Origin of the sequence: Nonomuraea sp. LP-02 (genome assembly GCF_036289125.1) — a bacterium.
Lineage (GTDB): Bacteria > Actinomycetota > Actinomycetes > Streptosporangiales > Streptosporangiaceae > Nonomuraea > Nonomuraea bangladeshensis.
Genome location: NZ_JAXCLK010000001.1, coordinates 4,198,767 through 4,218,751 on the forward strand (window position 1 = coordinate 4,198,767; position 19,985 = coordinate 4,218,751).

Consider the following 19,985-nt stretch of genomic DNA (forward strand, 5'->3'; position numbering starts at 1 on the left):
CCTCAGGAGGCACCAGGGGCCGGGGGATATGGCGGGCTCAGGAGATGTGGGGGGTGATGGTGAGGCCGAGCATGCCAGGGCCCACGTGTACGCCGATGACCGGCCCGACCTCGACCACCCGGAGGTCGGCGAGGGCAGGGAGGCGTTTGCGGAGGCGTTCCGCCAGGGCCTCGGCTCGGGGGCGGGCGGCGAGGTGCTGGACTGCCAGGTCGACAGGACCGTCGCCGGCCGCTTGCACTGCCAGATCCTCCAGGCGGGCGATGGCGCGTGTGGCGGTGCGGACCTTCTCCAGGAGGGAGATCTGGCCGTCCACGATGTGGAGCAGAGGCTTGATCATGAGGGCGGAGCCGAGGAGGCGGGCGGCCGCGCCGATGCGGCCGCTGCGGCGCAGGTTGTCCAGGGTGTCGACATAGAAGTACGTCCGGGTGGACGTGGCGCAGCGGCGGGCGGCCGATGTCACCGTCTCCAAGGGCGCGCCTGCGGCGGCGGCGCGGGCGGCGGCCAGGACCGGGTAGCCGAGGCCCATCCCTATCGAGCGACTGTCGATCACCTCGACCGGAATGGCGGCGTCGCGGGCGGCCGCTCGCGCGGAGTCCACGGTGCCCGACATTTCGGCTGATAAGTGGATTGAGGCGATTGCAGTGACGCCGGACTCGGCGAGCGCTGCATAGCAGGCGGCGAAGCGGGCGGGCGAGGGACGAGAAGTGGAGGCCGAGCCCGAAGGGGAGGTGGAACTCGAGGCGGAGCCCAAGGGTGAGGTGGAGGCGGAGCCCGAGGAGGAGCCCGAGGAGGAGCCCGAGGAGGAGCCCGAGGAGGAGCCCGAGGAGGAGCCCGAGGAGGAGCCCGAGGAGGAGCCCGAGGAGGAGCGCGAGGCGGAGGTCGAGCCCGACGTCGAAGTCGAGCCCGACGTGGAAGTCGAGCCCAACGCGGAAGTGGAGGTGGAGCCAGAAGTGGAAGTAGGAGGGGGTGGGTTCGTGAGGGGTGGGTGGGGGGTGAGGTCGTCGTACGGGGTGCCGCTGACGATCATCGTGATCGGGACCACCGTCACCCCGTCCACCCCACCAGGCAGACAAGCAGTCGAGTCGGTCACGACGGCAATTCGGGGCAAAGACGGCATACCCCGAGACTAACTACTGAACGGGCGTCCCACCCCGCCACACCCGGCGCGGCTTGAGGCCGAAGGACCAGGCGAAGGCGCCCTCGTGGTCGGCGTCCCACTGGACGATGTCGGCGAGGCGGCCGGGCGCGAGGACGCCGCGGTCGGGCGCCCCGAGCACGGTCGCGCCGCCCAGCGTGGCGGCCCGCAGCGCGTCGTTGACGCTCATCCCGAACGCCGACACCGCCATCGCGATGACCAGCGACATCGAGGTGATGCCGCAGTAGCCGGGGTTGTGGTCGCTGCCGAGCGCGATCTGCACGCCGTGCTTGATCATCTGGCGGACCGGCGGGAGGTGGCCGCGCTGGAGGGCGGTGGCCGGGCAGACCACGGCGGGCACGCCGTAGCGGGACATGATGGCGATGTCCTCGTCGGACATGTGGTGCAGCCCGTCGGCGGAGGCGCAGCCGAGCTCGGCGGCGAGCTGGACGGCGCCGCGGCGGGCGAAGAGGCCGGCGTGGATGCGCGGCAGCAGGCCGACGTTGCGGCCGGAGGCGAGGACCCAGCGGGATTCCTCGGTGGTGAAGTGGCCCTCGTCGCAGTAGACGTCGACGCTGTCGGCGCCGGCCGCGGCCGCGTCGGCGCACCAGGCGCCCACGGCCTCGACGTATTCGCGCTGGCGGCCGAAGTACTCGGGAGGCACGACGTGCGCCGCGAGGAACGTGACGTGCACGCGCGGCATCATCGGCTCCTTCTCCAGCTCACGCAGGAGCCGCACGTCGGCGAGCTCGCCGTCGCGCGTGAGGTGGTAGCCGGTCTTGGCCTCGACGGTGGTCGTGCCGCTGAGCAGCCAGCCGCGCAGCCGCTCGCGTACGCCGTTGCACAGCGTCCACGGGTCGGTGCCGCGGGTCACGGTGACGGTCGAGCCGACGCCGCCGCCCGCCGCGGTGATCGAGGCGGCGCTGGAGCCGCCGGTGCGGATGGCCAGCTCCGCGTAGCGGTTGCCGGCGTAGACGGGGTGCGTGTGGGCGTCGATGAGGCCGGGCGTGACCAGCGCGCCGCCGAGGTTTTCGACGTGGTCGACGTCGACGATGTCGTCGACGACCCCGGGCACGCTCTGCGGCAGGTCGGGCGCCCGCCCGACCCACGCGATGCGGTCGTTGTGCACGAGGATGGCCGCGTTGCTGAGGACCTCGTTGCCGGTCCAGAGGCGGCCGATGTTGGTCAGAAGCCGAACGGTCACCGCATCACCGCCCTGCGCGAGCCCCCGCGCGAGCGCATGGCCCAGCGCACGGCCTGTGCCGCGCCCACTGAGTCCGCTCCGGGTCCGGACGACATGGGGGGTCTCCTGCTCTCATCCGCGTCTGTTGTGCGGTGACCGTATCGCCAGAGTCATGATCCGGCGATTTCAGTTCAGTTACGTTATTTCACATATCGGGCCGGTGTACAGGCTTATTCGGAAGAAAGACCAGTCATCCCCACCGTCACCCAGCCCCACCTCGTTCACGCGGTCCCCGCTGACGACTTGGACACCATCAGTCATCATCAGAAACCCGGAAGCCGAACCTCAGCCAGACAGCCAGACCTACGTCAGGTCTGGCCAATCGTAGCAATACCAGGGCTTCAGGGACCACTGCCGCTTTTGGGCAAGTCTGCACGCTTTGCGGCAAGACCTCCCCAGCCATGCCGTGACGTGCCCGACAATCGGACCGCCCCACCGTACCGCAGTACGGCGGGGCGACCCGGGTGAATCGTGAAAGTGCTTCTACGAAACGCGCTCCACCGGCTTGCCGACCCGCTCCAGCTCCTGGAACAGGCTGGGCAGCACGCGGGCGTGCAGGACCGTGCCGTCCTCGACGTGGGCCACGGAGAGCACCTCGCCCTCCTTGTGGGCCCGCGAGACCAGGTCGCCCCGCTCGTACGGCACCAGCAGATGCACCTCGTGGTCGAGCCGCGGCAGCTCCCGCTCGATGAGCTCCATGAGCTCGGGGATGCCCTTGCCGGTGCGCGCCGAGACCACGATGCTGTGCCGCTCGCGCCGCGTGATGCGGTCGATGACCTCCTGGTCGGCCGCGTCGGCCTTGTTGACCACGACGATCTCGGGGATGCCGGCGACACCGTCGAGGTCGGCCAGCACCTCGCGCACGGCGGCGAGCTGTCCTTCAGGGTCGGGGTGCGAGCCGTCGACCACGTGCAGGATCAGGTCGGCGTCGGCGACCTCCTCCAGCGTGGAGCGGAACGCCTCGACGAGCTGGTGCGGCAGGTGGCGGACGAAGCCGACGGTGTCGGCGATCGTGAACAGCCTGCCTTCGGGCGTGCGAGCGCGGCGCACGGTCGGGTCGAGGGTGGCGAACAGCGCGTCCTCCACCAGCACGCCCGCGCCGGTAACGCGGTTGAGCAGCGAGGACTTGCCGGCGTTGGTGTAGCCGGCGATGGCCACGGCCGGGACCTCGCGCTGCTGGCGCGCTTGGCGCTTGGTGTCGCGCGCGGTGGACATGCCGCCGATCTGCCGGCGGAGCTTGGCCATCCGCTCGCGGATGCGGCGGCGGTCCAGCTCGATCTTGGTCTCACCGGGGCCACGGCCGCCGATGCCGACGCCGCCGGCCGCCCGTCCGCCGACCTGGCGGGACAGGTTGCCACCCCAGCCGCGCAGCCGCGGCAGCAGGTATTGGAGCTGCGCCAGCTCGACCTGGGCCTTGCCCTCGCGGCTCTTGGCGTGCTGGGCGAAGATGTCGAGGATCAGCGCCGTGCGGTCGATCACCTTGACCTTGACGGTGTCCTCAAGCTGGCGGAGCTGGCCTGGGGTCAGCTCACCGTCGCAGATCACGGTGTCGGCGCCGGTCGACTCCACGATGTCGCGCAGCTCAAGGGCCTTGCCCGAGCCGATGTAGGTCGCGGGGTCGGGCTTCTGGCGCCGCTGGATGAGGCCGTCGAGCACCTGGGAGCCGGCCGTCTCCGCGAGGAGCTTGAGCTCCAGCAGGGAGTTGTCGGCGTCCTCGGCCGTGCCTGAGGTCCAGACGCCGACGAGAACGACCCGTTCAAGCCGCAGCTGCCGGTACTCGACCTCGGAGACGTCCTGGAGCTCGGTGGAGAGGCCCGCCACGCGCCGCAGCGCCTGACGCTCCTCAAGGTCGAATTCCCCGGTGTCGAAGCCTGTGGTCTCGAACTCGTCGAGTGCGGTGTTTTTGTGCATTCGTGTCATCTCTATGAGGGAAACGTCTGGACACCTCGATGTCTTCCCCGATGGTGGCACGACATCCCCCGCGTAAGCACCTGGTTATCGCGCTGACACGCTGATGTTGCCCGACCCGGTCCTGACGGAGATCTTGTTCGGGGAGGAGCGGTCGTTCTTCACCGAGACCGTCACGTCGCCCGAGCCCACGTCTGTCGTCACGTCGTAGGCGCCGTCGGGGACGAACAGGGAGACGTCCCCCGAACCGGCCTTGAGCCGGGCATTGGTGGGGGCGGTGGTGTACTTGAGCTCGACGTTGCCGGAGCCGGAGTCGGCCACGACGTTCTTGCCGGCCAGGTCGGCGGCGTCCACGTCGCCGGAGCCGACGTTCACCCGTACGTCCCCGCTGAGTGCGCGCAGCGTGATGTCGCCCGAGCCGCTGTCGAGGTCGACGGCGAGCCCCTTGGGGACCTCGATCCTGTAGTCGACGCCGCAGCTGCCGAGGTTCGACGGGCAGGTGTAGGAGAGGGCCAGCACGCCGCCCTCGATCCGGTGCTCGGGCGTGGGCTTGGAGTCGCCGCGCCAGGTCAGGGTCTCGGTGACGCGGACGGCCGTGCCGCCGGTCTCGGTGATCACGGCATCGCCCGAGGCGCCGTCGAGCCGCAGCTCTGTGACCCGGTCGGTCACCTCGTAGGACTTGGTGTCCTTGTTGGTGGGACCGGCGATGGAGTCCAGCCCGCAGCCCGTCAGCAGCGCGGCACCGGCCAGCAGGCCACCCGCGATCGCGATCGTTCTCATGGATCGATCTTCCCCCCGGCGAGTCGCCCACGCCCATCGGGGATGTCCCCTAAGACGCCCCGGGGCACCCCCGGTCTTTGACCCGGAAGGCCGGGCGGAGTAGCGTCACTTCCACAATCCAGAATCTAATTTCCACAGAGCGGAAAAGAGGTCCGTATGGAGATCACCGGCCCGAGGCTCGACCGGTTCGACGAGATCCTCACCCCGCAGGCGCTCGACTTCGTGGCGGCGCTCCACCGGGAGTTCGACTCCAGGCGGCTGGAGCTGCTGGAGGCCCGGCAGGCGCGGCAGGCGGAGCTGTCGGCGGGCGGCACCCTCGACTTCCTGCCCGAGACGAAGGAGATCAGGGAGGGCGACTGGCAGGTCGCCCCCCCGGCGCCCGGCCTGGAGGACCGGCGCGTCGAGATCACCGGCCCCGTCGACAAGAAGATGACCATCAACGCGCTCAACTCCGGCGCGAAGGTGTGGCTGGCCGACTTCGAGGACGCCAACTCCCCGCTCTGGGAGAACTGCGTGGCCGGCCAGCTCAACCTGCGCGACGCGCTCGACCGCGCGATCGACTTCGAGACCGGCGGCAAGTCCTACGCGCTGCGCCCGGACGACGAGCTGGCCACGATCGTGGTCCGGCCGCGCGGCTGGCACCTGGACGAGAAGCACGCGAAGGTCGACGGGCGGCCGGTGTCGGCCTCGCTGTTCGACTTCGGCCTCTACTTCTTCCACTGCGCGCAGCGGCAGCTCGACAAGGGCAAGGGCCCGTACTTCTACCTGCCGAAGATGGAGTCGCACCTGGAGGCGCGACTCTGGAACGACGTCTTCACCCGCGCGCAGGAGCTGCTCGGCATCCCGCACGGCACCATCAGGGCCACCGTGCTCATCGAGACCTACCCGGCCGCGTTCGAGATGGAGGAGATCCTCTACGAGCTGCGCGAGCACTCGGCGGGGCTCAACGCGGGCCGCTGGGACTACCTGTTCAGCGTGATCAAGAAGTTCCGCACCCGCGGGCGGGAGTTCCTGCTGCCGGAGCGGAACGCGGTGACGATGACGGCGCCGTTCATGCGCGCGTACACGGAGCTGCTGGTGCGCAGCTGCCACAAGCGGGGCGCGCACGCGATCGGCGGGATGGCGGCGTTCATCCCTTCGCGCCGCGACCCCGAGGTCAACGCGGTGGCGCTGGAGAAGGTGCGGGCGGACAAGACGCGCGAGTCGGGCGACGGGTTCGACGGCTCGTGGGTCGCGCACCCGGACCTGGTGCCGATCTGCGGGGAGGTCTTCGACGGGGTGCTCGGCGAGCGGCCCAACCAGCTCGACCGGCTGCGCGAGGACGTCGCCGTCTCGGCCGCCGACCTGCTGTCGGTCTCCGAGACGCCGGGCGACATCACCGAGACCGGGCTGCGCAACAACGTGGACGTCGCGCTGCGCTACCTGGCCGCGTGGATGGGCGGCTCGGGCGCGGTGGCCATCCACAACCTCATGGAGGACGCCGCCACGGCCGAGATCTCGCGCTCGCAGATCTGGCAGTGGATCCACAACGACATCACGCTGGCCGACACGGGCGAGCGGGTGACGAAGGAGCTGGTCGAGCGGATCATCGCGGAGGAGCTGGAGCAGGCGGCCAAGGAGCCGGGGTACGACGAGAAGCTGTTCGGCCAGGCCACGGCGTTGTTCAAGGAAGTGGCGCTCGACGACGACTTCGCCGAGTTCCTGACCCTCCCTGCCTATGTCCGGATGCCGTAGAAAAGACGTGATGGAGACACTGACGGCGGCGTTGCTCTCGGTGCTGCCCCGGGATTCGGTGATCACCGATCCGGTGCGCCTGCGCACCTACGAGTGCGACGGCCTCACCTACCACCGGGCGACCCCCGGCGTGGTCGTGCTGCCGGCCACGGCCGAGCAGGTCGCCCGGGTGGTACGCCTCTGCAACGACTTCGGCGTGCCGTTCGTGGCGAGGGGCGCGGGCACCGGCCTGTCCGGCGGCGCGCTCCCCCGCGAGGACGGCGTGCTCATCGTGACCTCGAAGATGCGCGCGATCCTGGAGATCGACCTGCCCAACAGGCGGGCCGTGGTGGAGCCGGGCGTGACGAACCTCGCCATCACCGAGGCCGTACGCGAGCAGGGCTACTACTACGCGCCCGACCCCTCCAGCCAGCAGGTCTGCTCGATCGGCGGCAACGTGGCGGAGAACTCGGGCGGGGCCCACTGCCTCAAGTACGGCTTCACCGTCAACCACGTGGAGGCGTGCGAGATCGTCACCCCTGACGGCGACCTGGTCACACTGGACCGGATGGACCCCGGCTACGACCTGCTGGGCGCGTTCATCGGCTCCGAGGGCACGCTCGGCATCGCCACCAAGATCACTGTAAGGCTGACCCGGGCGCCGGAGGCCGTCACCACGGTGCTGGCCGCGTACGAGAGCATCGAACAGGGCGGCCAGGCGGTCTCGGAGATCATCGGGGCGGGCATCGTGCCGGCCGCGATCGAGATGATGGACGCGCTCGCGATCGAGGCGGCCGAGGCCGCCGTGGCCTGCTCCTACCCTGCGGGCGCCGGGGCGGTGCTGATCGTGGAGCTGGACGGGCCGGCGGCTGAGGTGGAGCGGCAGTTCGCGCGGCTCAGGGAGATCTGCGCGGGCGCGTTCGAGCTGCGCGTGGCGGCGGACGCGGCCGAGCGGGCGGCGATCTGGAAGGGCCGCAAGTCGGCGTTCGCGGCGGTGGGCCGCATCAGCCCGGCCTACATCGTCCAGGACGGCGTGGTGCCGCGCACGGCGCTGCCCGAAGTGCTGGCCGCCATCGACCGGATCTCGGCCGAGCACGGCATCAGGGTGGCGAACGTCTTCCACGCGGGCGACGGCAACCTGCACCCGCTGGTGCTGTTCGACGACGCCGAGCCGGGCGCGGGCGAACGGGCCGAGGTGGTGTCGGGCGCGATCCTCGACCTGTGCGTCGAGCACGGCGGCTCGATCACCGGGGAGCACGGCGTCGGCGTGGACAAGGCGCGCTACATGCCGCGCATGTTCAGCGCGACCGATCTCGACACCATGCAGCTCGTCCGGTGCGCGTTCGACCCGGAGGGCCTGGCCAATCCGGGCAAGGTGTTCCCCACGCCGCGCCTGTGCGGCGAGGTTCCGGGCGTGCGCAAGGGCGTCCATCCGCTGGTCGAGTCGGGGAAGGCGGAGCAGTTTTGATCGAGGGTGTGACGGTCAGGCAGGCGGGCCCCGAGGACGCCGTCGGCGGCGTGCTCCCCGGGTGGGTCGCGCTGCCGGAGAGCGTCGAGGAGGTCGCGGCGGTGCTGCGGGCCTGCGCCGAGCAGGACCTCGCGGTGGTGCCCGCGGGCGGCGGCACGAAGCTGCACTGGGGGGCGCCCCCGGAGCGCTGCGACGTGCGGCTCGACCTGAGCCGCCTCGACGCGATCCTGGAGCACGCGGCGGGCGACCTGGTGGTCCGCGCGCAGGCGGGGGTGACGATGGGCGCCCTGGCCGCCGCGCTCGCGGACGAGGGCCAGGAGCTGGCGATCGACGCACCTGAGGGCGCGACGGTGGGCGGCACACTGGCCACCGCGCCCGCCGGCCCGCGCGCCTTCCGCTACGGCACCCCGCGCGACCTGCTCATCGGCGTCACGGTGGTGCTGGCCGACGGCACGATCGCCCGCTCGGGCGGCAAGGTCGTCAAGAACGTCGCGGGCTACGACCTCGGCAAGCTCTTCACCGGCTCCTACGGCACGCTCGGCGTCATCGCCGAGGCCACGTTCCGGCTGCACCCGCTGCCCGCCGCGCGGCGCTGGGTGCGCGCCGAGGTCGACGCGGCGGACCTGCCGGGGATCGCGGCCGCGCTGGCCGCCTCGCAGGCCGAACCGAGCGCCGCCGAGGTGGACCGGCCGGAGCCGGACGCGCGCCCGGTGCTCGCGGTGCTGGCCGAGGGCGCGGCGGCGGAGAGCCGGGCCGCGGCGCTGCGCGAGCTGGTGGGCGGCGGCGAGATCTCCGACGCGCCGCCCCCGTGGTGGGGGCTGGTCTCCCAGGACGAGACGCTGGTCGAGGTGCGGTTCCCCGCCACGGGCCTGGCGGTCGTGCTGGAGGCGGCCGAGCGGGCCGGCCTGGCGCTGCGCGGGTCGGTGCTGTCCGGGCGGGTGCTGCTGGTGCCGCCCGCGCCCGGAGTGCCGGCGGAGGTCCTGGACAGACTGCGGGAACGGGTGGAGGCCGCGGGCGGGCGGGTGAACGTGCTGGCCGCGCCGCACGAAGGGCTCGACCGGTGGGGGCAGGTGAGCGCGCTGCCGCTGATGCGGCGCGTCAAGGAACGGTTCGATCCCGGGCGCAGGATGTCTCCCGGCCGGTTCGTGGGAGGCATCTGAGCATGGACCCCAAGCTGATCAACGACTGCGTGCACTGCGGGTTCTGCCTGCCGACGTGCCCGACGTATGTGCTGTGGGGCGAGGAGATGGACTCGCCGCGCGGGCGCATCCATCTGATGAAGCAGCACGTCGAGGGCACGCCGGTGACGCCGGAGATGGCCGGGCACTTCGACGCCTGCCTCGGCTGCATGGCCTGCGTGACCGCCTGCCCGTCGGGCGTGCGCTACGACCGGCTGATCGAGCTGACCCGGGTGGAGGTGGAGCGGCGGCACGAGCGCGACCCCCAGGAGCGGGCGGTGCGCGGCATCGTGTTCAGCCTCTTCCCCTATCCGCGCCGGCTGCGGCTGACGCGGCCGGTGACGCCGCTCGCCCGCCGCATGGCGGGCTACGTCGGCAGGGCCAACCCGAGCCTCGGCGCGATGGCCGCGCTCGCGCCCCGCGTCGAGCGGCGCGAGCGGCTGCCGCGCGTGGTGCGGGCCAGGGGCGAGCGCCGCGCCGTGGTCGGCATGCTGCTCGGCTGCGTGCAGCGCGAGTTCTTCCCGCAGGTCAACGCGGCCACGGCGCGGGTGCTGTCGATGGAGGGCTGCGACGTGGTGATCCCGCCCCGGCAGGGCTGCTGCGGCGCGCTCAGCGTGCACGCCGGGCGCGAGGAGCAGGCCAGGCGGCTGGCGCGGCGCACGGTCCGGGCCTTCGAGCGGGCCGGGGTGAGCACGGTCGTGGTCAACTCGGCGGGCTGCGGCTCCTCGATGAAGGAGTACGGCGAGCTGCTGGGCGAGGAGCCGGGGTTCGAGGTGCGCGACCTGTCGGAGTTCCTGGCCGAGCTGGGGCCGGTCGCCGAGCGGCATCCGCTGCCGCTCACCGTCGCCTACCACGACGCCTGCCACCTGGCCCACGCCCAGGGCGTACGGTCGCAGCCACGCGAGCTGCTGGCCGGCATCCCCGGGCTGGAGGTGCGCGAGATCCCCGAGTCGGCGATCTGCTGCGGCTCGGCCGGGACGTACAACATCTTCCGCCCCGAGGCCGCCCGCGAGCTCGGCGACCGCAAGGCGAAGGCGGTCGGCTCGACCGGCGCGGAGCTGCTGGTGTCGGCCAACCCGGGCTGCACGATGCAGATCGCGGCGGCCATGCGGCGGGCGGGCGACGACATCCGGGTGGCGCACACGGCGGAGGTCCTCGACGCCTCCCTGCGCGGGGTGAGCCTGTGAGCGTCCAGTCGGTGGAGCGGGCGCTCGACGTGCTGGAGGCGCTGGCCGAGCACGGGGGCGAGGCGGGGCTGTCGGAGATCGCGGCGCACACGGGGCTGCCGTACGGCACGATCCACCGGCTGCTGCAGACCCTGCTCGCCCGCGGCTACGTACGCCAGGAGGCCGACCGGCGCTACGCGCTCGGGGGCGGGCTGGTACGGCTCGGCGGGGTCGCGGAGGGCATGGTCGGGGTGCGGGCGCAGCCGTACCTGGAGAAGATGGTGGAGCTGTCCGGCGAGACGGCGAACCTGGCCGTGCTCGAAGGCGACTTCATCGTCTACGTGGCGCAGGCGTCCTCGCCGCGCCGGCTGCGGATGTTCGCCGAGGTGGGGCGGCGGGTGCTGCCGCACAGCACGGCGGTGGGCAAGGTGCTGCTGGCGGGGCGGCCCCCGCAGGAGGCGGTCGCGGTGTTCGAGCGCACCGGCATGCCCCGCCGCACCCCCAACACCATCACCGAGATCGAACCCATGCTCGCCGAGCTGGCGGCGGTGCACGAGCGCGGCTACGCCATGGACCTCGGCGAGGAGGAGCTGGGCGTGCACTGCATGGCGGTGCCGGTACGCGACGGCAGGCGGGTGGTGGCGGCGATGTCGGTGTCGGGGCCGGCCGAGCGGATCGACGCGCTGGACCGGACCGAGCTGGCCGAGGGGCTGGGGAAGATCGCTCTCGACTTCGGCAGGGAGTTCGGCCCGCACTCCTAGTAATCTGTTGCGCCATGAGCAACAGCACGACGGTCCAGTCGGTCGACCGGGCCATCGCGATCCTGGAGATCCTCGCCCGCGAGGGCGCCACCCGGGTGACCGACCTCGCGGCGGAGCTCGACGTGCACAAGTCCACCGCGTTCCGGCTGCTCGCGGCGCTGGAGCAGGGCGGGCTGGTGGAGCAGAGCGGCGACCGGGGCCGTTACCGGCTCGGGTTCGGGGTGATCAGGCTGGCCGGCGCGGCCAGTGCCCAGCTCGACCTGGCCCGCGAGAGCCGGCCCGTGTGCCTGCGCCTGGCCGCGGCGGTCGGCGAGACCGTCAACGTCGCCGTCGCGCAGGACGGCGCCACGGTCAACATCAGCCAGGTGCGCGGCCCGGCCGCGATCAGCGGCCACAACTGGGTGGGCCAGCGCACCCCCTCCCACGCCACCTCCAGCGGCAAGGTGCTGCTCGCCTTCGGCGCGCTGCGGCTGCCCGCCGGCGAGCTGGAGCGCTACACCCCGCGTACGATCACCTCCCCGGACGCGCTCGGGCTGGCGGAGATCAGGGAGCGCGGCTGGGCCGTCACCGTCGAGGAGCTGGAGGTCGGGCTCAACGCCGTGGCCGCGCCGGTGCGCGGCGGCGACGGGACCGTGGTGGCCGCCGTCAGCGCGTCCGGGCCGTCCTACCGGCTGACGCCCGAACGGCTGCCCGAGGTGGGCGAACTGCTGGCCCGGGGCGCTCAGGAGATAAGCGAGCGCATCGGCTATTACGGTTGAGTCATGTGCAGGAGCATCAAGACCCTCCGTCCTCCGTACGTCGAGAGCGTCAGCGAGGACGACGTGCGCGCCGCCGCGCTGCAGTACGTCAGGAAGATCTCCGGATTCCGCGCGCCGGCCGCGCACAACGCCGAGGCGTTCGAGCGGGCGGTCGAGGCCGTCGCCAGGGCGTCCGAGGAGCTGCTCGGCGCGCTTCAGGTGCGCGGGAGCCATTGACCGGCCGGGCCGGCCAACGACTCCCGGACGGATGTCAGCAGGGCGTCTCGACGAAGACCGGGATGCCGCGGGTGCCCCACATGGAGCGGTTGCCGGCGCAGTCCTCGAAGAGCTGCCCGACGACGGTCGTGTACGTGCCGTCGGAGTAGAACGTGGTCACGCAGTGGTGGTCGATCTGGCAGGCGCGGGCCTGGGCCGGGGTCGCGGTGGCGGCCGTGACGGCGGCGGTGGCGAGCAGGGTGGCGAGCAGGGGCGTGAGGACGCGGCGGATCATCGGCGGTCCCTTCCGTCGTTGAGGGGGGTTGCTCCGATGATCGCTCCGCGGCGGCCGGTTGGGAAGATTCAGCCGTGGCGCAGCACCGGCCGGCCCGCCGAACAGACGATCTTCAGCTCGATCTCCTCGCCCTCGCGCGGCTCGAACTCGACCTTCGCCTCGGCGGCCGGCCCCGGCTCGACGCCGTCGACCGAGTAGTCCTGGGCCGGGCTCCACGAGCGCAGCGTCACCAGGTCGCCGTCGCAGGAGGCGATGACCGTGCCGCCCGCGCTGCGGATGAGCCTGCCCTGCTGGGTGCGTCCGGGCGCGGCGGCCTGCGTGGCGGCGGCGCGTACGGTGGCGGTGGCGAGCGCGGCGGCGGCGTCCTCCTCGGACAGGACGTGCCCGGAGGCGCCGGTGACCCCGGTGCCGACCAGCCCGAGCACGGCCAGGGAGGTCCCGGTCGCGACGACGGCGGTGGCGGCCCAGGCCAGCAGGTATCTCTTCATCCCCGCCAGCTTCCCCCACGTCGGGCTAAGAGCGGGTTAAAGGGAGGCTAAGGCGTCCCAAGACAGGGTCAGTGAGCGGCTACGTTCGTGCTATGGCCGACATTCTGCTCATCGAGGACGACGTGGCGATCCGCACCGCGCTCAGCCGGGGACTGCGGGAGCTGGGGCACGCGGTGTCCTCCTCGCCGACCGCACTCGACGGGCTCAAACTGGCCGTGCAGGACCGGCCCGACCTCATCGTGCTCGACCTGGGGCTGCCCGACCTGGACGGGGTGGAGCTGCTGCGGATGCTCCGGGCGGTCAGCCGGGTGCCGGTCATCGTGGCGACCGCGCGCGACGGGGACGCCGAGATGGTGCCCGTGCTGGACGCGGGGGCCGACGACTACGTGGTCAAGCCGTACAGCGCGGCGCAGCTCGACGCCCGGGTGCGGGCGGTGCTGCGGCGGGCGGGCGGGTCGGCGCCCGAGCCGCTGGCGGTCGGGGCGCTGCGGGTGGATCCGCGGGCGCGTACCGCGACGCTCGACGGCACGCAGCTCGACCTGACGCCGCGCGAGTTCGACGTGCTGCACTACCTGGCGGCGCGGCCCGGCGAGGTCGTGACCAAGCGGGAGCTGCTGACCGAGGTGTGGCAGCTCCCGTACGGGGGCGCCGACAAGACCGTGGACGTCCACCTGTCCTGGCTGCGCAGGAAGCTCGGCGAGACCGCGGCCGAGCCCCGCTACCTGCACACCGTGCGCGGGGTCGGCGTCAAGCTGGTCGAGCCGGCATGAGGCGCTGGCTGGCGCTGCTGGTGGCGGCCACCACGTCGCTGGTGCTGATCGCGCTGCTGGTGCCGATGGCGGTGCTCATCAGGTCCGTGGCCGAGAACGGCGCCATGGACCGGGCGCTCACCGCGGCCGGGTCCGTGGCGGTCGCCGTCGGCACGCCGGACCTGCCGCTCGCGGTGGAGCAGGTGGCGCGCCCGGTGACGGTGTTCCTGCCGGACGGCACGACCCTCGGCGAGCGGGCCGAGCGCTCGGCCGCGGTGCGGCTGGCCGCCACCGGCCGTAGCGTGACCGCCGAGACCGACGGCGGCAGGGAGGTGCTGGTCTCCGCCCAGTCGCCCGAGGGCACGGCGGTGATCAGGGTGTTCGTGCCGGAGGCCGAGCTCATGCGGGGCGTGCGCGAGGCTTGGGCGGCGCTGCTCGCGCTGGGGCTGGGGCTGGTGGTGCTCGGGATCGTGCTGGCCGACCGGCTGGCGCAGGCCGTGACGCGGCCGGTGGACGGTCTCGCCCGCGTCTCGCACCGGCTGGCCGGCGGCGACCTCGCCGCGCGGGCCGAGCCGGGCGGTCCGCCCGAGGTGCGCTCGGTGGCGCTGGCGCTCAACCACCTGGCCGGGCGGATCGACGAGCTGTTGGTCGCCGAGCGGGAGTCGGTCGCGGACCTGTCGCACCGGCTGCGTACGCCGCTGACCGGCCTGCGGCTCGACGTCGAGTCGCTGCGCGACCCCGAGGAGGCGGCGCGGCTGCAGGCCAGGGTGGACGCGCTGGAACGGGCGGTGAGCGCGCTCATCACCGAGGCGCGCAACCGCACAGCCGACCGGGAGTCGTGCGAGGCGGGCGCGGTGGTGCGCGAACGGGTGCGGTTCTGGTCGGTGCTGGCCGAGGACCAGGGGCGGGAGGTCGAGGTGACGTTGCCCGGCGAGCCGCTGAGCGTCGCCGTACGGGCCCAGGAGCTGGCGGCGTGCGTGGACGCGCTGCTGGGCAACGTCTTCGCGCACACGCCCGAGGGCGTGGCGCTGTCGGTACGGCTGGCCGGGCACCCGGACGGCGCGCTGCTGATCGTGGAGGACGCCGGGCCGGGGTTCGACGCCGCGCTGCTGGAGCGCGGCATCAGCGGCGGCGGCTCGACCGGGCTGGGGCTGGACATCGTCCGGCGTACGGCCGAGTCGTCCGGCGGCCGGCTGGCCGTCTCCTCGCCGTCGGGGGGCGGCGCGCGCGTTGAGGTGGTTTTAGGAGCCGCTTAGCGCGCGGTTATCGGCGTTCGCGATGTCCTTGGGTCATGCGAAACACGAAGAAGTTCATCGTCATCGGTGCCGGGGTCGTCACGCTGCTCGCGGGTGGCGGAGCCGCCGCCTACGCCGCGACCGCCGCGCCCACCGCCCCCAAGATCACCGCCGAGAAGGCCATCGAGCTGGCCCACCAGCAGGTCCAGGGCGCCTGGGTGAGCGAGGTGGACCACGACGACTCGGGCAAGTGGGAGGTCGAGCTCGTCAAGGGCGCCCAGGTGTACGAGGTCGACGTGGACGCCACCAGCGGCAAGGTGACCGCGCACGCCCCCAAGGCGGCCGACAAGGACGACGACGGCCGTGACGACAGCGGCCACGACCGCGGTGACGACAAAGGCGGCGACCGCGACGACGACTGACCTGCCCGGCTGAGATCCCCTTATGGAACGTCCCGCCCGCCGCCCCGCTCATGGGGCGGCGGGCGGGCCCGTTTCCGGAGTGGTCAGCGCGTGAGGCGGTTCAGGTAGGCGTAGCAGGGGTCGCGACGGAAGTCGTGGAAGGTCGCGCAGGGGTCGATCGGGCTCCCGGGGTGCGCGGGGCGCGGCTGGGGCGGCTCCTCGCGCGGGGTCTCCGGGGGAGGCAGCGGGGTGGGAGAGCCCGTACGGCGGGGGCCCGGCGGCGGGGCGGCGGGCTCGGGGCCCGGCGGCCGGGCAGGCTCGGCGCCACGTGGGCGGGGCTCGGTCAGCGAGCGCGGCTCCAACGGCGGCCTGGGTTCCGCCGGCGGCCTCGGCTCCGTCGGCGGCCTGGGTTCCGCCGGCCGGCGCGCGGAAGGGGCGGGCAGCGCTCCCGGCGAAGGCCGCGCGCCCGGGACTGACCGCACGGGCGGGAGGTCCGGGAAGAACAGGGCATCCGATGGCGCTCCTGGCGAGGGCACGACCCGCACCCAGGGAACCGGATCCGGCGTTTCCACCGCGTTTTGGAGCGTTCCATCATCATCCGCTGGAGATGCGATCAATGTCATACGAGTGACGCGCGGAGTGCTGTCCGATGAATTCGATCTTGTGGAAATCGGCGTTTCCCCCTGGTTTTCCGGCGTGATTCGGGGGGCCGGACCAGGTGCGCCGCTGAATGCCAGGAATATGCCGACAACCGCGGTGGCGAGAACTCCGGCCGCTCCGACGGCCGACCCAAGGCGACCCCGACTACCAGCAGAAATGGATCTAAGGGGGGACAAGTCGTGATTCCTTTGTGATTGGTGTGCGAGCATTCCGCCGATGCGGCTAGTGTGGTCCATCACCCGCGGAAGCCGGCGAGCTTTCCCCGATACGACCGCGAGGAGCTGCACCCTCATGCAAGATCCGACCTCACCGGATCGCCCCGAGATCCTGTCCGGGCCGGGCGACTCACGCCCGGCGAATCGCGGCCGCGGCGCCGCCCGCCAGAAGAAGACCAAGAAGACCGCCGCCATCGCGGCCGGAGTGCTCGTCGCGCTGATCGCGGCGGGCGGCGCGGGCTACGTGGTGGCCTCCGGCGACTCCACCCCCGCCACCCAGCAGGAGGCCGGCCGGCCCGGCCCGTCGCAGGGCACCGGCGGCGACGACAGCGCCCAGGACGACCTCAAGGACGACCTTCAGGACGACGCCGCCGACGACGCCACCATGGGCGACGCCCGCACCGACGCCCCCGACGACGGCCTGCCCGACGACGGCAGCATGGGCGACGCCGCCACCGACTCCGGTTCGACCGGCACCACCACGAGCCGCGACTCCTCCGCCGGCGCCGGCACGAAGCAGACCGGCGACGGCAAGAAGTCCACCACCTCGCCCACCAAGGCCCCGCAGTCCTCGGAGGCCGACAACCCGGCGGACGGGCCCGGGGGCCTGGTCTCCGGCCAGTGCGCCACCAGCGGCTGCTGAGCCGCCTCCGCTGACGCCGGGAGGCGGCAGAGGCGAAGTGGTCCGGAGGTTATGGCCATCATTGGACCTTCGAGACAGGCCACCTCGCGCCTAGGGTCAGGGGCATGACGACGATCGACGACGCCGGTGTCCTCCGCGGGCTGCATGTGCCCGGAACGCCCGTGATCCTGCCCAACGTCTGGGACGCCGCCTCCGCGCGCGCCGTCCAGGAGGCCGGCTTCCCGGCCGTGGCGACCGGCAGCGCCGCCGTCGCCCGGGTCCTCGGCCACGACGACGGCGAGCGCGTCCCGGTGGACGAGATGATGTCCGCCGTGGCCCGCATCGCCCGCGCCGTGGACGTGCCGGTCACCGCCGACGTCGAGCGCGGCTACGGCCTCAAGCCCGCCGAACTGGCCGAACGCCTCCTGACGGCCGGCGCGGCCGGCTGCAACCTGGAGGACAGCGACCCGCGCACCGGCGAGCTGATCGACCCGGGCGAGCAGGCGGACTTCCTGGCCGAGGTGCGGGCGGCGGCCGGCCAGGCACTGGTGATCAACGCCCGCGTGGACACCTATCTGCACGGCTCGACCTCACGGGAGCAGGCGCTCACGCGGGCGGAGCGCTACCTGGAGGCGGGGGCCGACTGCGTCTACCCCATCACGCTCGCCGACGAGGACGAGATCCGCGCCCTGGTGACCGCGCTCGGCGGCCGGCCGGTGAACGTGCTGTTCCGTCCGGGCGCGCCGAGCCTCGGGCGGCTGGCAGAGCTGGGCGTGGCGCGCGTCAGCTTCGGGGCCGGCCTGCACCGGCTCGCCCACGCCCACACCGTGGCGCTGCTGGCCAAGGTCAAGGCGGGCGACAGCCCCTTCTGAGCGGCCCTCGCGAGCGGCGCGCGGTGACGGGCCGCGTACGCTTGCGCTCGTGCTTGCCGCCGCGGCCGTCTGCCCGCAAACCCCGCTGATCGTGACCGGCATGCCCCGGCTCCGCGCCGCCTGCGACGCCGCCGTCCAAGGCGTGCTCGCCGCCCGTCCCGACGTGCTGATCGTGGTGGGCGGGGCCGCGGCCACCGAGGCGTACGCGGGAGGCGCGGCGGGCAGCCTGCGCCCCTGGGGCCTGGACGCCGGCGCGGGCACGGGCGAGCCCGTCCTGCCGCTGTCGCTGACCGTGGGCCGCTGCCTCCTGGACGGGCGGGTGCCCGGCGCCTGCCAGGCCGTGGACGTCGACGCCGCGCCCGCCGAGTGCCTGGCGCTCGGCGGGAAGCTGGCCGCGACCGGCGAACGGGTGGGCCTGCTGGTGCTCGCCGACGGCTCGGCCTGCCTGACGCCGAAGGCGCCCGGCAAGTACGACGAGGCCGCCGGCCCGTTCGACGACCGGGTGGCGGAGGCGCTCGACGCCGCCGACCCGGCCACGCTCGCCGCACTCGACCCGGTGGAGGCCGACCGGCTGTGGGCCACCGGCCGCGCCGCCCTCCAGGTGCTCGCCGGGGCCGCCACCGGAGCCGCGCCGCGCGGCAGGCTGCTGGCGCGGGACGCCCCCTACGGTGTCGGCTACTTCGCCGCGCTGTGGGACTGACGCCGCGGCACCGGCACCTTCATGAGGTCGCGGGCCAGCACCACCTCCCCGTCGTAGCTGCGCCGCACCTCGGCGACGAACGCGGGCTCGTCGTCGAAGCCGTACCGCTCGGAGAAGTGCGTGAGCACCAGCCGCCGCACACCCGCGTCCGCCGCCACGAGGCCCGCCTCGTACGCCGTCAGGTGCCCGTACTCCTTGGCGAGCGCGCTCTCCCCCGACAGGAACGTGGCCTCGATGACCAGCAGGTCGGCCCCGTTGGCCAGCTCGAAGACGGTGTCGCAGAGCCGGGTGTCCATGACGAAGGCGACGGCCTGCCCCGGCCGGGGCTCGCTGCACTCCTCCAGCGTGACGCCGCGTACGGACCCCTTGCGCTGCAGCTCACCGACCTCGGGGCCGCGGATGCCGTGGGCGGCGAGCCTGGCGGGCAGCATGCGGCGGCCGGGCGGCTCCTGGACGCGGTATCCGTACGACTCCACGGGATGGGACAGGCGGCGCGCGGTCAGCGGCCCGATCGCGGCCAGCGGGCCGTTGACGGGATGCTCGGAGATCACGTCGGTGTCGGCGAACACGGCGGCGTGCCGCAGCCGCCGCCAGTACGCCGTCCCGGAGGCCGGGAACACCGCCCGCACCGGATGCCGCACCCGGTCGCGGGCGATGCGCTGCACGACGCCGGGGACGCCCAGGCAGTGATCGCCGTGGAAGTGCGTGACGCAGAGCCAGTGCACGTCGTTCGCGCGCGCCCCGGCGTGCACCATCTGCCGCTGCGTGCCCTCGCCAGGGTCGAAGAGGAAACCCTGACCGTCCCAGCGCAGGAGGTAGCCGTTGTGGTTACGGTGTCGGGTGGGAACGGCGCTGGAGGTGCCGAGCACCACGAGCTCACGAGAGGACATGATGACCATCACTGAGACCGGCGCGGCGGGCACGGTGGCGCTGGCCGAGGTGCCGACGCCGGTGGGCGCGTTCGCGCTGGCCGTCACCGAGACGGGGCTCGTGGCGTCGGGCTGGGGCTCCGGCGCGGGCCTGGCGGAGCGGCTCGGGCTGGTCGAGGTGCATGATGCGGATCGTACGGCCTTGGCCGTCGCCGAGCTCAACGCGTATTTCGCCGGGGAGCTCCGCGCCTTCCGCACGCCCATCGACTGGCGGCTGATGGCGGGGTCGCGGCGGCTGGTGCTCCAGGCGCTGCACGCGGTCCCGTACGGGTCCGCCGTCACCTACGGCGAGCTGGCGAAGCTCAGCGGCACCAGCGTGCCCGCCCGGGGCATCGGCTCCATCATGGGCTCCAACCCGATCCCGATCTTCGTGCCCTGCCACCGGGTGATCGCGGGCACCGGGCTCGGCGGGTTCAGCGGCGGCGTGGGCGTGGAGACGAAGCGGTGGCTGCTCACCCACGAGGGCTACCTGCAGCCGACCCTGCTCGACCTCTGAGACGGGCCCCCTGAGACG

The 19,985-nt window shown here is 72.9% G+C and carries 22 protein-coding genes; 15 read left to right on the forward strand and 7 right to left on the reverse strand.

Features of this window, described 5'->3' with window-relative positions; all coding sequences use genetic code 11:
* Positions 1-37: 37 nt before the first annotated feature.
* A complete protein-coding gene (locus tag SMD20_RS19445; protein WP_329582961.1) occupies positions 38-751 on the reverse strand; it encodes a DegV family protein in 714 nt (237 codons plus the stop codon).
* On the opposite strand from SMD20_RS19445, the gene SMD20_RS19450 reads away from it, so the two are divergent.
* Positions 705-1,130 carry a hypothetical protein gene (locus SMD20_RS19450; RefSeq protein ID WP_329592852.1) on the forward strand — a complete coding sequence of 142 codons (426 nt, stop codon included), beginning with the start codon at positions 705-707 and terminating at the stop codon, positions 1,128-1,130. The genes SMD20_RS19445 and SMD20_RS19450 overlap by 47 nt on opposite strands.
* On the opposite strand, the gene hutI is transcribed toward SMD20_RS19450, so the two are convergent.
* The 3 genes from hutI to SMD20_RS19465 form a co-directional block, all read right to left on the reverse strand.
* Entirely contained in the window at positions 1,131-2,339 is a 1,209-nt protein-coding gene (gene hutI, locus SMD20_RS19455; RefSeq protein WP_020541796.1) for an imidazolonepropionase, read from the reverse strand.
* Positions 2,340-2,861: 522 nt separating this feature from the next.
* Positions 2,862-4,289 (reverse strand): GTPase HflX, encoded by a 1,428-nt coding sequence (hflX, locus tag SMD20_RS19460; RefSeq protein WP_329582966.1) that lies wholly within the window; start codon positions 4,287-4,289, stop codon positions 2,862-2,864.
* Positions 4,290-4,373: 84 nt separating this feature from the next.
* Positions 4,374-5,066 (reverse strand): DUF4097 family beta strand repeat-containing protein, encoded by a 693-nt coding sequence (locus SMD20_RS19465; RefSeq protein WP_329582969.1) that lies wholly within the window; start codon positions 5,064-5,066, stop codon positions 4,374-4,376.
* Positions 5,067-5,222: 156 nt separating this feature from the next.
* Between SMD20_RS19465 and aceB the strand changes: the two genes are divergently transcribed.
* Genes aceB through SMD20_RS19500 form a run of 7 tightly spaced genes read left to right on the forward strand, consistent with a single transcriptional unit; the run spans position 5,223 to position 12,326 of the window.
* On the forward strand, positions 5,223-6,800 hold the full coding sequence (gene aceB / locus SMD20_RS19470; protein WP_329582972.1) for a malate synthase A: 1,578 nt from the start codon (positions 5,223-5,225) through the stop codon (positions 6,798-6,800).
* A gap of 10 nt (positions 6,801-6,810) precedes the next feature.
* On the forward strand, positions 6,811-8,247 hold the full coding sequence (locus SMD20_RS19475) for an FAD-linked oxidase C-terminal domain-containing protein (protein ID WP_329582974.1): 1,437 nt from the start codon (positions 6,811-6,813) through the stop codon (positions 8,245-8,247).
* A gap of 8 nt (positions 8,248-8,255) precedes the next feature.
* Positions 8,256-9,407, forward strand: a complete 1,152-nt coding sequence (locus SMD20_RS19480) for an FAD-binding oxidoreductase (protein ID WP_329582977.1) — start codon at positions 8,256-8,258, stop codon at positions 9,405-9,407.
* A 2-nt stretch (positions 9,408-9,409) separates the two neighbouring features.
* Positions 9,410-10,612 (forward strand): (Fe-S)-binding protein, encoded by a 1,203-nt coding sequence (locus SMD20_RS19485; RefSeq protein ID WP_329582979.1) that lies wholly within the window; start codon positions 9,410-9,412, stop codon positions 10,610-10,612.
* A complete protein-coding gene (locus tag SMD20_RS19490) occupies positions 10,609-11,352 on the forward strand; it encodes an IclR family transcriptional regulator (protein WP_329582982.1) in 744 nt (247 codons plus the stop codon). The genes SMD20_RS19485 and SMD20_RS19490 overlap by 4 nt, the downstream gene beginning before the upstream one ends.
* Before the next feature lie 14 nt (positions 11,353-11,366).
* The gene (locus SMD20_RS19495; RefSeq protein ID WP_329582985.1) at positions 11,367-12,110 is read left to right on the forward strand and encodes an IclR family transcriptional regulator; all 744 of its coding nucleotides are present in this window, start codon (positions 11,367-11,369) and stop codon (positions 12,108-12,110) included.
* Positions 12,111-12,113: 3 nt separating this feature from the next.
* Positions 12,114-12,326, forward strand: a complete 213-nt coding sequence (locus SMD20_RS19500) for a DUF2277 domain-containing protein (protein WP_329582988.1) — start codon at positions 12,114-12,116, stop codon at positions 12,324-12,326.
* Positions 12,327-12,360: 34 nt separating this feature from the next.
* Here the strand turns inward: SMD20_RS19500 and SMD20_RS19505 are convergent, their stop codons facing one another.
* Positions 12,361-12,600 carry a DUF6289 family protein gene (locus tag SMD20_RS19505; protein ID WP_329582990.1) on the reverse strand — a complete coding sequence of 80 codons (240 nt, stop codon included), beginning with the start codon at positions 12,598-12,600 and terminating at the stop codon, positions 12,361-12,363.
* Between the two features lie 68 nt (positions 12,601-12,668).
* Positions 12,669-13,088, reverse strand: a complete 420-nt coding sequence (locus SMD20_RS19510) for a hypothetical protein (protein WP_329582993.1) — start codon at positions 13,086-13,088, stop codon at positions 12,669-12,671.
* Positions 13,089-13,180: 92 nt separating this feature from the next.
* Here SMD20_RS19510 and SMD20_RS19515 point away from each other — a divergent pair, with 92 nt between their 5' ends.
* From SMD20_RS19515 to SMD20_RS19540, 6 genes are all read left to right on the forward strand, one after another.
* Positions 13,181-13,858 (forward strand): response regulator transcription factor, encoded by a 678-nt coding sequence (locus tag SMD20_RS19515; RefSeq protein ID WP_091083871.1) that lies wholly within the window; start codon positions 13,181-13,183, stop codon positions 13,856-13,858.
* Positions 13,855-15,093 carry a sensor histidine kinase gene (locus SMD20_RS19520; protein ID WP_329582996.1) on the forward strand — a complete coding sequence of 413 codons (1,239 nt, stop codon included), beginning with the start codon at positions 13,855-13,857 and terminating at the stop codon, positions 15,091-15,093. Before SMD20_RS19515 ends, SMD20_RS19520 begins: the two co-directional genes overlap by 4 nt.
* A 35-nt stretch (positions 15,094-15,128) precedes the next feature.
* A complete protein-coding gene (locus tag SMD20_RS19525; protein WP_329582999.1) occupies positions 15,129-15,494 on the forward strand; it encodes a PepSY domain-containing protein in 366 nt (121 codons plus the stop codon).
* Between the two features lie 930 nt (positions 15,495-16,424).
* The gene (locus SMD20_RS19530; protein WP_329583002.1) at positions 16,425-16,991 is read left to right on the forward strand and encodes a hypothetical protein; all 567 of its coding nucleotides are present in this window, start codon (positions 16,425-16,427) and stop codon (positions 16,989-16,991) included.
* A 104-nt stretch (positions 16,992-17,095) separates the two neighbouring features.
* On the forward strand, positions 17,096-17,842 hold the full coding sequence (locus SMD20_RS19535; protein WP_329583005.1) for an isocitrate lyase/PEP mutase family protein: 747 nt from the start codon (positions 17,096-17,098) through the stop codon (positions 17,840-17,842).
* 49 nt (positions 17,843-17,891) lie between these two features.
* Positions 17,892-18,542: a hypothetical protein gene (locus SMD20_RS19540; protein ID WP_329583008.1), complete on the forward strand. Its 651-nt coding sequence runs from the start codon at positions 17,892-17,894 to the stop codon at positions 18,540-18,542.
* On the opposite strand, the gene SMD20_RS19545 is transcribed toward SMD20_RS19540, so the two are convergent.
* The gene (locus tag SMD20_RS19545; protein WP_329583011.1) at positions 18,518-19,432 is read right to left on the reverse strand and encodes a ribonuclease Z; all 915 of its coding nucleotides are present in this window, start codon (positions 19,430-19,432) and stop codon (positions 18,518-18,520) included. The two genes, SMD20_RS19540 and SMD20_RS19545, sit on opposite strands and share 25 nt — an antisense overlap.
* Between SMD20_RS19545 and SMD20_RS19550 the strand changes: the two genes are divergently transcribed.
* Positions 19,431-19,967 (forward strand): methylated-DNA--[protein]-cysteine S-methyltransferase, encoded by a 537-nt coding sequence (locus SMD20_RS19550; protein ID WP_329583013.1) that lies wholly within the window; start codon positions 19,431-19,433, stop codon positions 19,965-19,967. The genes SMD20_RS19545 and SMD20_RS19550 overlap by 2 nt on opposite strands.
* Positions 19,968-19,985 lie beyond the last annotated feature (18 nt).

Bases quoted from the DNA above. Each gene is read 5' to 3' on its own strand.
- SMD20_RS19515 (WP_091083871.1), top strand. From the start codon at position 13,181: ATGGCCGACATTCTGCTCATCGAGGACGACGTGGCGATCCGCACCGCG.
- SMD20_RS19485 (WP_329582979.1), top strand. From the start codon at position 9,410: ATGGACCCCAAGCTGATCAACGACTGCGTGCACTGCGGGTTCTGCCTG.
- SMD20_RS19525 (WP_329582999.1), top strand. From the start codon at position 15,129: ATGCGAAACACGAAGAAGTTCATCGTCATCGGTGCCGGGGTCGTCACG.
- SMD20_RS19520 (WP_329582996.1), top strand. From the start codon at position 13,855: ATGAGGCGCTGGCTGGCGCTGCTGGTGGCGGCCACCACGTCGCTGGTG.
- SMD20_RS19510 (WP_329582993.1), bottom strand. From the start codon at position 13,088: ATGAAGAGATACCTGCTGGCCTGGGCCGCCACCGCCGTCGTCGCGACC.
- SMD20_RS19500 (WP_329582988.1), top strand. From the start codon at position 12,114: ATGTGCAGGAGCATCAAGACCCTCCGTCCTCCGTACGTCGAGAGCGTC.
- SMD20_RS19550 (WP_329583013.1), top strand. From the start codon at position 19,431: ATGATGACCATCACTGAGACCGGCGCGGCGGGCACGGTGGCGCTGGCC.
- SMD20_RS19475 (WP_329582974.1), top strand. From the start codon at position 6,811: ATGGAGACACTGACGGCGGCGTTGCTCTCGGTGCTGCCCCGGGATTCG.
- SMD20_RS19495 (WP_329582985.1), top strand. From the start codon at position 11,367: ATGAGCAACAGCACGACGGTCCAGTCGGTCGACCGGGCCATCGCGATC.
- SMD20_RS19505 (WP_329582990.1), bottom strand. From the start codon at position 12,600: ATGATCCGCCGCGTCCTCACGCCCCTGCTCGCCACCCTGCTCGCCACC.
- hflX (WP_329582966.1), bottom strand. From the start codon at position 4,289: ATGCACAAAAACACCGCACTCGACGAGTTCGAGACCACAGGCTTCGAC.
- SMD20_RS19530 (WP_329583002.1), top strand. From the start codon at position 16,425: ATGCAAGATCCGACCTCACCGGATCGCCCCGAGATCCTGTCCGGGCCG.
- SMD20_RS19535 (WP_329583005.1), top strand. From the start codon at position 17,096: ATGACGACGATCGACGACGCCGGTGTCCTCCGCGGGCTGCATGTGCCC.
- SMD20_RS19545 (WP_329583011.1), bottom strand. From the start codon at position 19,432: ATGTCCTCTCGTGAGCTCGTGGTGCTCGGCACCTCCAGCGCCGTTCCC.
- aceB (WP_329582972.1), top strand. From the start codon at position 5,223: ATGGAGATCACCGGCCCGAGGCTCGACCGGTTCGACGAGATCCTCACC.
- SMD20_RS19465 (WP_329582969.1), bottom strand. From the start codon at position 5,066: ATGAGAACGATCGCGATCGCGGGTGGCCTGCTGGCCGGTGCCGCGCTG.